12 protein-coding genes and 1 riboswitch are annotated in these 12,469 nt (G+C 43.7%); of the genes, 9 read left to right on the top strand and 3 right to left on the bottom strand.

What is annotated here, in order from left to right; genetic code table 11:
• Nucleotides 1-8 precede the first annotated feature (8 nt).
• From RZ44_RS05310 to RZ44_RS05295, 4 genes are all read left to right on the top strand, one after another.
• A complete protein-coding gene (locus RZ44_RS05310; protein WP_035809264.1) occupies nucleotides 9-683 on the top strand; it encodes a response regulator transcription factor in 675 nt (224 codons plus the stop codon).
• A 6-nt stretch (nucleotides 684-689) separates the two neighbouring features.
• Nucleotides 690-1,682 carry a sensor histidine kinase gene (locus tag RZ44_RS05305; RefSeq protein WP_035809261.1) on the top strand — a complete coding sequence of 331 codons (993 nt, stop codon included), beginning with the start codon at nucleotides 690-692 and terminating at the stop codon, nucleotides 1,680-1,682.
• A 102-nt stretch (nucleotides 1,683-1,784) separates the two neighbouring features.
• A complete protein-coding gene (locus RZ44_RS05300; RefSeq protein ID WP_035809259.1) occupies nucleotides 1,785-2,546 on the top strand; it encodes an ABC transporter ATP-binding protein in 762 nt (253 codons plus the stop codon).
• Nucleotides 2,533-4,467 carry an ABC transporter permease gene (locus tag RZ44_RS05295; RefSeq protein WP_035809258.1) on the top strand — a complete coding sequence of 645 codons (1,935 nt, stop codon included), beginning with the start codon at nucleotides 2,533-2,535 and terminating at the stop codon, nucleotides 4,465-4,467. Before RZ44_RS05300 ends, RZ44_RS05295 begins: the two co-directional genes overlap by 14 nt.
• 583 nt (nucleotides 4,468-5,050) lie before the next feature.
• Here the strand turns inward: RZ44_RS05295 and RZ44_RS05290 are convergent.
• Together RZ44_RS05290 and queF are read right to left on the bottom strand one after the other, a co-directional pair.
• Complete coding sequence (locus RZ44_RS05290) at nucleotides 5,051-5,698, bottom strand: queuosine precursor transporter (protein WP_035809256.1); 648 nt, start codon at nucleotides 5,696-5,698, stop codon at nucleotides 5,051-5,053.
• Nucleotides 5,699-5,744: 46 nt separating this feature from the next.
• Nucleotides 5,745-6,233, bottom strand: a complete 489-nt coding sequence (queF, locus tag RZ44_RS05285; protein WP_035809254.1) for a preQ(1) synthase — start codon at nucleotides 6,231-6,233, stop codon at nucleotides 5,745-5,747.
• 53 nt (nucleotides 6,234-6,286) lie between these two features.
• Nucleotides 6,287-6,332: riboswitch (PreQ1 riboswitch) on the bottom strand.
• Between the two features lie 119 nt (nucleotides 6,333-6,451).
• Here queF and RZ44_RS05280 point away from each other — a divergent pair.
• Nucleotides 6,452-7,360 carry an alpha/beta hydrolase gene (locus RZ44_RS05280; RefSeq protein WP_035809252.1) on the top strand — a complete coding sequence of 303 codons (909 nt, stop codon included), beginning with the start codon at nucleotides 6,452-6,454 and terminating at the stop codon, nucleotides 7,358-7,360.
• Between the two features lie 16 nt (nucleotides 7,361-7,376).
• Here RZ44_RS05280 and RZ44_RS05275 read toward each other — a convergent pair whose 3' ends face one another.
• A complete protein-coding gene (locus RZ44_RS05275; protein WP_035809250.1) occupies nucleotides 7,377-7,592 on the bottom strand; it encodes a hypothetical protein in 216 nt (71 codons plus the stop codon).
• An 83-nt stretch (nucleotides 7,593-7,675) separates the two neighbouring features.
• On the opposite strand from RZ44_RS05275, the gene RZ44_RS05270 reads away from it, so the two are divergent.
• The 4 genes from RZ44_RS05270 (at nucleotide 7,676) to pruA (ending at nucleotide 12,458) form a co-directional block, all read left to right on the top strand.
• On the top strand, nucleotides 7,676-8,299 hold the full coding sequence (locus RZ44_RS05270) for a GNAT family N-acetyltransferase (RefSeq protein WP_035809249.1): 624 nt from the start codon (nucleotides 7,676-7,678) through the stop codon (nucleotides 8,297-8,299).
• A gap of 38 nt (nucleotides 8,300-8,337) precedes the next feature.
• On the top strand, nucleotides 8,338-9,513 hold the full coding sequence (locus tag RZ44_RS05265; protein ID WP_035809248.1) for a M20 metallopeptidase family protein: 1,176 nt from the start codon (nucleotides 8,338-8,340) through the stop codon (nucleotides 9,511-9,513).
• A 1-nt stretch (nucleotide 9,514) separates the two neighbouring features.
• The gene (locus RZ44_RS05260) at nucleotides 9,515-10,798 is read left to right on the top strand and encodes an amidohydrolase (protein ID WP_035809246.1); all 1,284 of its coding nucleotides are present in this window, start codon (nucleotides 9,515-9,517) and stop codon (nucleotides 10,796-10,798) included.
• A gap of 118 nt (nucleotides 10,799-10,916) precedes the next feature.
• A complete protein-coding gene (pruA, locus tag RZ44_RS05255; protein WP_035809243.1) occupies nucleotides 10,917-12,458 on the top strand; it encodes an L-glutamate gamma-semialdehyde dehydrogenase in 1,542 nt (513 codons plus the stop codon).
• Nucleotides 12,459-12,469: the final 11 nt, after the last annotated feature.

Genomic DNA, 12,469 nt, shown 5'->3' with positions numbered 1-12,469 from the left:
GTATTTAGATGAAACTGCTGATAATAGAAGACGATCCGGTGCTGCTGGATGAACTGGCAGCGCGGTTTAAAGAATGGAATATAATTGCGTCCGGTGTAACGGATTTTAACGATGTGATGAGCGACTTTATAAAGATTGACCCGGAGCTCGTGATCGTCGATATTACGCTGCCGAAATTCGACGGATTTTACTGGTGCCGCATGATTCGGAATGTATCCAGCGTGCCGATTATATTTCTGTCGTCGAGAGACCACCCGGCAGATATGGTGATGAGTATGCAGATGGGCGCGGATGATTACGTGCAGAAGCCGTTTAACTTTGAAGTGCTGAACGCGAAAGTACAGGCGCTGTTAAGGCGCACGTATGAGTATCAGCACACGGAAATTAATGTGCTGAAATTCAGGGAAGCGGTAGTCGATTTTAAAAAGCTGACGGTCACATTAAACGACAGCATTATCGAGCTGACGAAAAATGAATCCCATATTCTGTCGATACTGGCGCAGCACAGGGGAGAGACGGTCTCCCGGACAGAAATCATCGAAGCGCTGTGGGATGATTCGAAGTTTATCAGTGACAATACACTGACAGTTAACGTCAACAGACTGCGTAAAAAGCTTGAATCAATCGGTTTGAGTCACGCGATAGTGACGAAAACAGGCATCGGCTACATTTTAGAGGAGTAGATGAATATGTACGTTAAAGAGAATATTCCCGTCTTTCTGCTCTTTGCCGCTTTTAATGCGGTTATTCTGCTGATTGGTCTGATTGACAGCAGCATTCCGAATATCTCTGTGATTTATATTTCTCTTTTTAATCTGCTGATTTTTGTCGTCTATATTATTTGGGATGTCATTAGAAAAAGAAAGTTTAACAGCAGCTTTCAAAGTCTCGAATCGCTGGATGATGTCGTCGGCATGCCGGCCGGGGAGACACCGAATCAACGGATTATATATGAAAAACTCGATGAACTCCGGGTTAAGCACCAGGAGGAGCTCGATAAAGAATCGCAGCGGACAAGAGAAAACCTCGATGAACTGACGCGGTTTATACATGATATGAAAATGCCGGTGACGACGATGAAACTGATGATTGACGACCTTCACGGAGAAGAGGGCAGGAAAATCAGTGTGGAATGGACGCGCCTGAACAGTATGCTGAATGAAGTGCTGTATTTACAACGCATGCCGAACATTAAAAATGATTTATATATAGAAGAGATTAATCTCGCGGAGCTGTTAAACACTTCTGTTAAAAAACTGCGCGAAATCTGCATGCAGAAAAATATCGGCTTTGATATCAATCTGTCGGAACCAGTCGTTTATACGGACAGAAAATGGATGCAGTTCGTGCTGGATCAGATTATTACGAACAGCGTAAAGTACTCGGGAAATAATGATATTTTAATTAACGGGGAAGTTGTAAATGGACAGATGACTCTCACCATTACCGATTACGGGAGAGGCATAAAACAAAAAGACATCGGCCGGATATTCGACTCCGGTTTTACTTCGACGAGTGATCACGACGATGAGCAGTCGACAGGCATGGGTCTGTATTTAACTAAGGAAGTATGTGGTGTGCTTGGTGTGAATATCGGTGTTACGTCCCGTTACGGAGAGTATACGACGATAATGTTAACCTTCAGCCGGGCGAATAAATTTACGAAAATCACTGTGAAGTGACAGAAATGTCACTTTGCAGTGTTTTTTGTTCGCTGAATCAAACGATATCCCGTTCGGCAGAGTGTAAACTGTAGTTAATCAGAAAAACAGGAGGAATCATTTATGCTGCTAAAAGCGACCGGTATTAAGAAGACGTACGGCAATAAATTTAAACGCACCGAAGTGCTGAAAGGTATTGATATAAATTTAAATAAAGGTGAATTCGTATCTATTATGGGTGCATCGGGTTCAGGTAAAACGACACTGCTGAACGTACTGAGCTCGATAGACAATGTGACAGCCGGCCATATTTATATCGACGGCGTTGATTTTACGGCTTTAAAAGATAAAAAGCTCGCGGACTTCAGAAAGAACGATCTCGGTTTTATTTTTCAGGACTATAATCTGCTCGATACGCTTACGGTAAAAGAAAATATTATGCTGCCGCTGTCCATCCGTTCGATTTCAAAAAAAAATGCAGAGGCACAATTCGATAACGTGGCAGGACAGCTTGGCATCAGCGGGCTTGCAGATAAATACCCGGGACAGATTTCAGGCGGTCAGGCACAGCGGACAAGTGCAGCACGCGCGTTTATTCATCAGCCGAAAATTATTTTTGCAGATGAACCGACAGGTGCACTGGATTCAAAATCGGCAAGTGATTTACTTAAAAAACTGCAGGATTTAAATGAAACTTTAAATACGAGTATTTTAATGGTGACGCATGATGCGACCGCAGCAAGTTTCTCACACCGTGTAATATTTCTGAAAGATGGTCAGGTGTATACGAGCCTGACACGCGGTGAAATGTCACAGGATGCGTATTACAGAGAAATACTTGATACGCAGCGTGTGCTGGGCGGTGTCGTCAATGAAGCTCAATAATTTTATCATTAAAAACTTCTTACGTAACCTGAACAACTATACGCTGTATATTTTTGCGCTCGTATTCAGTGTCGCACTGTTTTTCTCACTCCTGACATTAACGCTCGATGAAGCGGCTATGAAGGAAATATCAAACAGCACGGCGATGAGTTCACTGTTTACAGTCGGTTCGGTCACTGTCGTCATTATTATAATTCTGTTTGTCATGTTTGCGAATTTAATCTTTATTAAACGCCGTCATAAAGAACTGGCATTGTTTCAGCTGATCGGGATGAACCGCAGCAAAGTGTTCAGAATACTGATCGTAGAAAATTTTATGATTTACTTCGGCAGCTTAATCGGCGGAATATTGCTCGGATTCTTTATTTCAAGACTGCTCTTAATGCTGCTGTTGAAAATTATGCGGGTTGATATGATGGTTGAAATGAACTTTTCGCCATTGGCCGTACTGATTACAGCATCGGTATTTGTCTTTATATTTATCGTGCTGATGATTCAGAACTACGTGTTTTTAAAACGTTCATCATTAATTAAACTGCTGAAGTTAAATAAAACATCGGAAAGTGCAGGGAAACCGGTCGGCATGCTGACAATTATTTTTGGCATTACCGGTATTCTGATGATTGCAGCCGGATATTACATGTCGCAGACGATGTTTGAACAAACGATGAAAAGCCCGTTTCTGCTTCCTGTTTTCATGGTATCGATACTCGTTCTCACGATACTCGGTACGTATTTCACATTTAAATATTCAGTTGCTTTCATTCTGAATATGTTCCGTAAAAGCAAAAACGGCCGTGTGAATGTGAGCGACGTTTTATCAGTAACAAGTGTAATGTTTAAAATGCGTTCCAACTCATTTCTGCTCACGATGATTACAGTTATTACTGCAATCAGTATTACGGCAATGTCGCTGTCTTATATTACTTATTATTCGACGGAAAAAATGCTCGACAGCAGATCGCCGTATGACTACACGGTCAACAGTACTGAAGATATCGATTTTTACGAAAAACTGCTGACGGAAAATGGCTATGAAATCGACAGAATGGAAAAAACATTCATGCATTACAACGTCATGGCGACAGAAGATAACACTGATGTTGAACTCAATGGCATGGAATCTGTTGGAATAGTGGTGGCGAGCGATACAGAATTTTCCGGTTTTGATGTTTCTGCAAACGAAACACACGTTACAGGGACGCTTGCTGTCCTCGATATGTTTATGTCATTTAAAGAAGGAGATCCGGTCACTTTCACTGACGGAGAAGGATATGAAAGAACAGTTGAAGTGACTGAAACGATGAGTGAAGGTGTTCTGCCTGCATACCTGTCATTCGGAATGCCCGTCCTGATTGTGGATGAGGCAGTGTATCAGGAACTCACGAAACATCAGCCGGAACCGGATACTGATTTTGAAATGCCGTCAGAACTGTATGCATTTAATATAGCGGGCGGGGATGAACAGGAAGTATACGATCTGATGAATGATGACGCACACCCGTCATTTGAATCTAAGCTGAAAGAGTACAATGAGATGGTCGAGTTATCCGGTATGATGACATTTATCATCGGGTTTTTAGGGTTCGCATTTCTGTTAACATCGGGATGCATCCTGTACTTTAAACAGATCGATGAATGTGAAGACGAGAAAGGCAGCTACAATGTGCTGCGTAAACTCGGCTTCTCAGAGGGAGAAATCTTAAAAGGACTTGCCTTGAAGATGATTATCTCATTCGGAATACCGTTAATTATCGGACTGCTGCACTCTCTGTTTGCAGTTAAATCCGGATGGTTTATTTTCGGAATTGAGATGTGGACGCCGACACTGATTGTCGTTGGTGTTTACACAATGCTTTATTCCATATTCGCACTGATGTCGCTTGGGTACTACAAAAAAGTCGTGCGGAAAAGTATATAGGATTAAACATAGGTATGAGCCCATACGTCTTTGGACGTATGGGCTTTTTATTTGTATTGGATGGGTGGCTGGTTTGTTGTCTGTTGTGCCGTTGTGGGATTGAGAATGGCGCGGTGGGTTCTTTAGTGTGCCATTGTGGGATTGAGAACGGCGCGGTGGGTTCTTTAGTGTGCCATTGTGGGATTGAGAACGGCACGGTGGGTTCTTTAGTGTGCCATTGTGGGATTGAGAATGGCACGGTGGGCTCTTTAGTGTGCCATTGTGGGATTGAGAATGGCACGGTGGGCTCTTTAGTGTGCCATTGTGGGAGTGAGAATGGCACGGTGGGCTCTTTAGTGTGCCATTGTGGGAGTGAGAATGGCGCGGTGGGCTCTTTAGTGTGCCATTGTGGAAATGAGAACGGCACGGTGGGCTCTTTAGTGTGCCATTGTGGAAATGAGAATGGCACAGTGGGCTCTTTAGTGTGCCGTTGTGGAGGTGAGAGTGGCACGGTAGCGCCTCCGGTGTGCCATTGTGGAAATGAGAATGGCACGGTAGCGCCTCCGGTGTGCCATTGTGGAATTGAGAATGGCACACCAGACCATCAATTCACTTTCTCTGTGACCTCCATCAGCATCGCGCGTTCTTTATCGAGTTGTTTGCGTGCAATACCGACGAGAAGATACACAATCGGGGTATCGAGGAGCACGATAATAATTTTCGCGATGTACTGCATAAAAATCATGCTGATCAGTATGTTCGGCGGTACTGTGCCGATAAATGCAATGACGATAAATATGCTCGTATCGGCAAATTGTGTAATGACTGCGGAAAAGTTATTGCGGAGCCACAAATGACGTCTGCCGTGGCGTTCTTTTAATTTATGAAATATCAATACATCAAGGTTCTGGCTGACCAAGTACGACACGAGGCTCGCAATTATAACCTGGAAACTGCCGCCTAAAATCATTTCGTATTCGGTCTGCATTTCAAAAAACGGGGCAGGGGGTACTTCAACTGCTATGTAAATGAAAAATAATACGATAAGCTGCGCGATAAAGCCTGCGCGTATGGCACGGGCTGCCATTTTCTTTCCGTATACTTCACCGATGACATCCGTTATTAAAAATGTTGCCATATAGACGATGACAGCTGCGGGTAAATCAAATCCCAGAACTGTAAATACTTTAACTGCCAGTATGTTTGATACGACGAGCAGTCCTGCAAATAATGCGGTCAAATAAAATATCAATGTATTCCCTCCAGTTTAAAATGGAAGAAATTCTTAGCCGTCCCACTTATCTGTTGTCTACAGTTTCCGGATACATGTCGTGATTCATCATGCGGTGGTCCGCCATCGTCTCGTATTTCGTACCCGGACGTCCGTAGTTTACGTAGGGGTCTATTGAAATGCCGCCGCGCGGTGTGAACTTACCCCATACTTCGATGTATTTCGGATCCATCAGTTCAACGAGATCATCGACAATCATGTTGATGCTGTTTTCGTGAAATCCGCCGTGGTTGCGGAAGCTGAATAAGTATAATTTCAATGCCTTGCTTTCAACCATCTTCACATCCGGAATGTAACTGATATAAATCGTTGCAAAATCCGGCTGGCCCGTCATCGGGCAGAGTGTTGTAAACTCCGGGCAGTTAAATTTCACAAAGTAGTCACGGCCGGGATGTCCGTTCTCAAATGTTTCCAGTATTTCTGGATTATAATCAAATTTATATTCCACGTTCTGATTTCCAAGCAGACTTAAATCTTTGGAATAATCTTCAGTCATTGTAAAGTTCCTCCTTTAATAAAAAAACACGCGCCAACGAAGGCACGTGTCAGTGTGTCTTAGTTTTTTTAAGAGGGTATGGCTAAGAACCTCTTCGTATTTTTATTTGCACAGCTCATTATACATATACCGTATACAAAGGTCCAGATTCTAATTTCTTCATATATGTACTGAATATTTGGTATTATTAAGGTAACAACAGTACGGAGGCAGAAGCGATGGAAATCAAAAAGTTTAAAGTGGGTAATTATCATGCAGAAGTCACAGCATTGCTCGGAGATTCCGGCGTAAAGTTTGAAGCGAAGCCGGCGGTCGTTATTTGTCCCGGCGGCAGCTACATGTACGTGTCAAAACGCGAAGCGGAGCCGATTGCGTATGACTTTCTGGCACAGGGCTATCAGGTGTTTATCCTGCGTTACTCGACAATCGGTTCGATGATTGAAGCAGAAGGCAGAACAGCGGAAAGAGACGAAATGTACAAAATTGCCTCTATGGTTGAGCCGGATAAAGTTCTCGGGTCCGAATTCCCGAATCCGTTAATCGAACTGGCATTAACTCTCGCACATATCAGAGAGAACATTCACGAGTATAATGTAGATTCTGATAATATCGGTGTATTGGGATTTTCAGCCGGCGGGCACCTTGCTGCAAGTCTCGGCGTCCACTGGAATCAGGAATGGCTCGGTGAACTGACCGGCAAAGAATCGAGATGGTACCGTCCGAACTTTCAGGTGCTCGGTTATCCGATTCTCGATTACGATATGAACAGAATTATTGCAGAGGAACGCGGTATCGGAGATCCGCAGTATATGTCTATGGCGAGCCGCATGGTATTCGGCGGAACGATCGAAGACGATATTCTCGATAAGGCAACCGTAAAAAACTACGTTTCAAAAAACACGCCGCCGACATTTTTATGGCATACGGGAGAAGACAGACTCGTATTTATTAAAAACTCGCTGGACTTTGCAGATGCACTGGAACAGCACAATGTGCCGTGGGAACTGCATACGTTCCATAAAGGCGATCACGGCTTAAGTGTCGCGACGAATATTACAGGAAAAGTCAATCCGCACGTCCAAAAATGGGTGCCGTTAATGTTCGAATGGCTGGATGAGATCACATAAAGAAAACAGCCGTTAATTAACGGCTGTAATCTAAAGTATATTCAAGATATAACTCAGTGTGTTCGGGGTAAATCAGCTCCACTAATAAATTATCCTCATCAAAGTCACCGGTTTTTCTCATGCAGGTATATATAAAGTTATCAACGGATGCTTTCTCGCGATCCCTGTCACTTATCAGTTTAAAGAATGTTTTATTATTGCTGGAGTTCTGACATTTTACTAATATGTTCATTTTGCACCAACTCCTCAATATAATAATAGCCGTACTACACATAAAATAAACATCAAATACACAATAGAAAGGGCGTCATTGCAATGAACTTTGTAAAACTTAACTTAAATAATATCGGGGAAATTATGGCGCTGCAGGATTCGGTTTACGAATTTCTTGAACAGAAGGAAGTACTTGAAAAACTAACACAGGAAGAATTTGAAAAATGCCTTGAGCAGGGGTACGTTGCAGGGGTGTATGCCGACGATGAACTGATTGCACTGCGTATGATGTATATTCCATCGCTGGATGAAGAAGAGCACCTGGCTGACGATGTCGGTGTGCCGAGAGAACGTTCAATTTACTCGGAAATTTCACTCGTGAAACCTGAACACCGTGGACAGAAGCTTCAGATGAGAATGGGCGAATATTTAATTGAACAGGTGCGTCAAAGCGGCGACTTCGATTATATATTTTCTACGGTTATGCCGGTCAATCTCGCAAGCTTAAAAGATAAATTTAAGCTCGGCTTTAAAATTATGAGAACGCGTCTGAAATACGGCGGCAAACGCCGTCATATTTTATATCTGCCTCTGAATGAAGAAGTGGAAATTAAAGGCGAAGTATTAAATGTAAAATACGATAACTACGACTGGATGATGAACGCCGGACAGAGCTATATCGGTGATTCGCTGCAGGATGATTTTATCGCTTATTACAAAAAATAAATCACAGTTAGAGACAATCAATTACGGGGTGGCTAATAATGGAAATCAGTAAAGATATTATTAATGATGCGGTTGAATTCAGAAGGGTGCTTCATCTCAATCCTGAGCTGAGCACAGAAGAATATGAAACTTCAAAACGCATTCAGGCAAAACTGGATGAATTTAATATTCCATATCAGACAGGTTTTGCAGGTACCGGAGTACTCGGCATTATTAAAGGTGAACAGCCGGGGAAAGTAATCGGCATAAGAGCGGATATTGATGCGCTGCCGATTACGGAAACTTCGGGAGAAGCATTCACATCTTTAAAAGATGGAGTAATGCACGCGTGCGGGCACGATGCGCACACTTCCATGCTGCTCCATGCCGGCAAAGTACTAAATGAGAACAAAGACAAAATTAAAGGAACGATACTGTTAATATTCCAGCCTGCGGAAGAACTGTCGCCGACCGGCGGAGCGAAACGCATGATGGAAGACGGCGTATTTAATGAATATAAACCGGATATGCTGCTTGCACAGCACGTCTGGCCGGACCTTGAAGTCGGTCAGTTCGGTGTGATGGCAGGTCCGATTATGGGGAATTCCGACAGATTTAAAATTAAAATTACCGGTTCCGGCGGACATGCATCAATGCCGCACAGTACGACGGATGCGATTATCGTCGGCAACCAGGTTGTCAGTGCACTGCAGACTATCGTCAGCAGAAATGCGGACCCGATGAAACCGGCAGTCGTTACTGTAGGCCGGTTCGATGCCGGAACTAAACATAACGTTATTGCTGAAACTGCGATACTGGAAGGAACGATCCGCACACAGTCGGATGATACGAAGGCACTCGCTAAAAAACGTTTCTTTGAAATCGTTGAACAGGTCACGTCAGCGATGGGAGCGAGTGCGGAAATTGAATTTTTCGACGGCTATCCGGCGACTGTAAATGATACAGAGTGGGCGGCACAGCTGAAGAAATCAATTAATAATCTGTACGGTGAAAAAGCAACACCGGCGGTTCTGCCGAGTCTCGCAGGTGAAGACTTCAGCAGATTCCTGCAGGAATATCCGGGAGTGTATTACTGGCTCGGAACATCTGTCGGTGAGGGACAGAAACCTCTCCATAATCCCGGATTCAAATTGAACGAAGATGCGTTTGAATACGGCATTACTGCTATGATCCACATGGCGCTGGATTCACTTGAGAAGCTGGCGGTGGAATAATATGACGACGATAAAAGAAAATTTAGTTGAGATGCGCCGCAGATTCCACCGTTTTCCGGAAGTCGGATTTACAGAGTTTATAACAACGTATGAAATATACAAAGTGCTGAAACAGATGGATTACACGCTTTATCTCGGCGATGATGTGCTGCTTAGAAGTGCACGGGTCGGTGTGCCGGGACCTGAGATGTTTACTAAAAGTGCTGAACGGGCAAAACAGTACGGCGTGCCGGAAGAATTTCTGGAACAAGTTAAAGAAGGCACGACCGGTGTAGTAGCGACACTCGATACGGGTGTGCCGGGACCGCATTTTGCAGCCCGTTTTGATATCGACGGACTGCCGATCACAGAATCGACGGATGAGAATCACGTTCCGGCCGGTGAGAAGTTTATCTCACTGCATGAAGGTGAAATGCACGCATGCGGTCATGACGGTCACATCACAACCGGGTTATTTTTAGCGGACTATATAAATGCCAACAAGGCATCCCTTAAAGGCAGGTTCACGATTATTTTCCAGCCGGCGGAAGAGAGTGTCCGCGGTGCGAAGTCTGTCGTTGAAAAAGGCTGGCTCGATGATGTGGATTACTTCTTCTCGGGACACCTCGGCATCAGAAATTTACCTGTCGGCACGGTCAGTGCCGGAACGACCGATTTTCTTGCAAGTTCAAAGTTCGATGTGAAGTTTACAGGGAAGTCCGCTCACGCAGGTGTTGAGCCGGATGCCGGCAACAACTCGCTGCTCGCAGCAGCGGCTGCAGCACTGAACCTGAATGCGATCGCACGTCACGGTGACGGTTCAACACGTATTAACGTAGGTACGATGCGGGCGGGAAGCGGCAGGAATGTCATTGCCGATTTTGCGCTTATGGAAATTGAAACCCGCGGTGAAACGACCGAATTGAATCATTATATGTATGAAAAAGCGAAAACGGTCATTCAGGCAGCGGCGGATATGTATGAAAATGACGTTGAAATTATCGGAATGGGTGAAGCGCCTGATGCAGCCTGTTCAGCTGAATTGATTACGGCTGTTAAAGAAGCTGTAAAAAACAACAGGCTGATAACAGATTTAAAAGACACGCTGCCGCTCGGTGCGTCGGAAGATGTCACGATGATGATGGAAAGAGTACTGGAGAAAAATGGAAAAGCGACGTATATGCTGTTTCCATTTGAACTGAAATACGGTCATCACCACCCGAAATTTGATTTGGATGAGAGCGTTTTACATGTTGCCATATCAGCATATATCGATATTGTGAATTCGCTCATGAAAAGGGACTAAATATTTAAAAAATTAAACAGATTTAGTTGGACAAATTAGTAAATAATGTTATCTTAAAAATGCGGAATAAATTTAATAAGTTTTATATATTATTAAAAAACAAAGGAGAATTTATTTTATGATACCGTACAAACACGAACCATTTTCAGATTTTTCGTTAGACGAGAACAAAAATGCGTTAAGCAAGGGGTTTGAAACAGTTAAGAAAGACTTCGGATCGGAATATCCGTTAATCATTAACGGTGAGCGTATCCTTACTGATAAAAAGCTCGAGTCATACAACCCGGCGAAGAAATCAGAAATCATCGGTGACATGTCTCAGGCTGGTGAAAAAGAAGCATTGCAGGCAATGGATGCTGCGAAAGAAACATTTAAAGAGTGGAGAAAATCATCATTTGAGTTCCGTTCAGATGTACTTTTCAAAGCTGCTGCAATCGTTCGTAAGAGAAAATTCGAATTTACGGCACTCCTTGTAAAAGAAGCAGGTAAACCTTGGAAAGAGGCGGATGCAGATACTGCTGAAGCAATCGACTTCCTTGAGTACTATGCAAGACAAAACCTTGAATTAAAAGACGGACGTAAAGTTGAATCACGTCCGGGCGAGTACAACAGATTCAATTATATTCCTTTAGGTGTCGGCCTTGTAATTTCCCCATGGAACTTCGCATTTGCGATCATGGCAGGAACGACAGCTGCTGCACTCGTAACAGGAAACACAGTATTATTAAAACCATCATCCAAAGCATCTGTAATTGCTTATAAATTTATGGAAGTTCTTGAAGAAGCAGGCATGCCAAACGGCGTTGTTAACTTCATCCCGGGCTCAAGCCGTGAAATCGGTGACCTGTTAGTTGAACACAAAGATACAGCATTCGTATCATTCACAGGTTCAAGAGACGTTGGTGTTAACATCTACGAGAAAGCTGCAATCGTTCAGGACGGCCAGGTTAACCTTAAACGTGTAATCGCTGAAATGGGCGGTAAAGATACAATCGTTGTCGACAGCAGTGCAGACCTTGAGCTTGCAGCAGGGGCGATCGTTAAATCAGCATTCGCATTCAGCGGACAAAAATGTTCGGCTTGTTCACGTGTAATCGCACTTGACGATATTCACGATGAACTACTTGAAAAAGTAGTTGAGAAAACTAAAGAATTAACTATCGGCGACCCTGAAGCGGATATCTATATGGGGCCGGTAATCGACGATGCTTCAGTTAAGAAAATTGAGAAGTATATCGAAATCGGTAAAGAAGAAGGTAAACTGGAAGTTGGCGGTACAATCGACAACGAAACAGGACACTTCGTTAACCCGACTGTATTCTCAGGACTTAAGCACGACGACCGCTTAATGCAGGAAGAAATCTTCGGACCTGTAGTAGGCTTTGCGAAAGCATCTAACTTCACAGAAGCGATTGAATTCGCTAATGATACAGACTACGGTCTGACAGGTGCTGTAATTACGAAAAACAGAGAGCACATTGAAGAAGCACGCCGTGACTTCATGGTAGGTAACTTATACTTCAACCGTGACTGTACCGGTGCAATCGTTGGATACCACCCATTCGGCGGATTCAAGATGTCGGGTACAGACTCTAAAGCAGGCGGACCGGATTACCTTCAGTTACACATGCAGGGTAAAACGACTTCAGAAATGCTTTAAGATTATAATTT

The sequence above is a fragment of the Jeotgalicoccus saudimassiliensis genome, assembly GCF_000756715.1.
Classification (GTDB): Bacteria; Bacillota; Bacilli; order Staphylococcales; family Salinicoccaceae; genus Jeotgalicoccus; species Jeotgalicoccus saudimassiliensis.
The sequence above is the reverse complement of the archived record's forward strand: the minus strand, read 5'-3'. Positions and strand labels throughout refer to the sequence as shown.

What these genes read in the sequence shown, in the direction of transcription:
- RZ44_RS05305 (WP_035809261.1), top strand. Translation starts at nt 690, where the DNA reads ATGTACGTTAAAGAGAATATTCCCGTCTTTCTGCTCTTTGCCGCTTTT.
- pruA (WP_035809243.1), top strand. Translation starts at nt 10,917, where the DNA reads ATGATACCGTACAAACACGAACCATTTTCAGATTTTTCGTTAGACGAG.
- RZ44_RS05275 (WP_035809250.1), bottom strand. Translation starts at nt 7,592, where the DNA reads ATGAACATATTAGTAAAATGTCAGAACTCCAGCAATAATAAAACATTC.
- RZ44_RS05300 (WP_035809259.1), top strand. Translation starts at nt 1,785, where the DNA reads ATGCTGCTAAAAGCGACCGGTATTAAGAAGACGTACGGCAATAAATTT.
- RZ44_RS05270 (WP_035809249.1), top strand. Translation starts at nt 7,676, where the DNA reads ATGAACTTTGTAAAACTTAACTTAAATAATATCGGGGAAATTATGGCG.
- RZ44_RS05265 (WP_035809248.1), top strand. Translation starts at nt 8,338, where the DNA reads ATGGAAATCAGTAAAGATATTATTAATGATGCGGTTGAATTCAGAAGG.
- RZ44_RS05310 (WP_035809264.1), top strand. Translation starts at nt 9, where the DNA reads ATGAAACTGCTGATAATAGAAGACGATCCGGTGCTGCTGGATGAACTG.
- RZ44_RS05280 (WP_035809252.1), top strand. Translation starts at nt 6,452, where the DNA reads ATGGAAATCAAAAAGTTTAAAGTGGGTAATTATCATGCAGAAGTCACA.
- RZ44_RS05260 (WP_035809246.1), top strand. Translation starts at nt 9,515, where the DNA reads ATGACGACGATAAAAGAAAATTTAGTTGAGATGCGCCGCAGATTCCAC.
- RZ44_RS05295 (WP_035809258.1), top strand. Translation starts at nt 2,533, where the DNA reads ATGAAGCTCAATAATTTTATCATTAAAAACTTCTTACGTAACCTGAAC.
- queF (WP_035809254.1), bottom strand. Translation starts at nt 6,233, where the DNA reads ATGACTGAAGATTATTCCAAAGATTTAAGTCTGCTTGGAAATCAGAAC.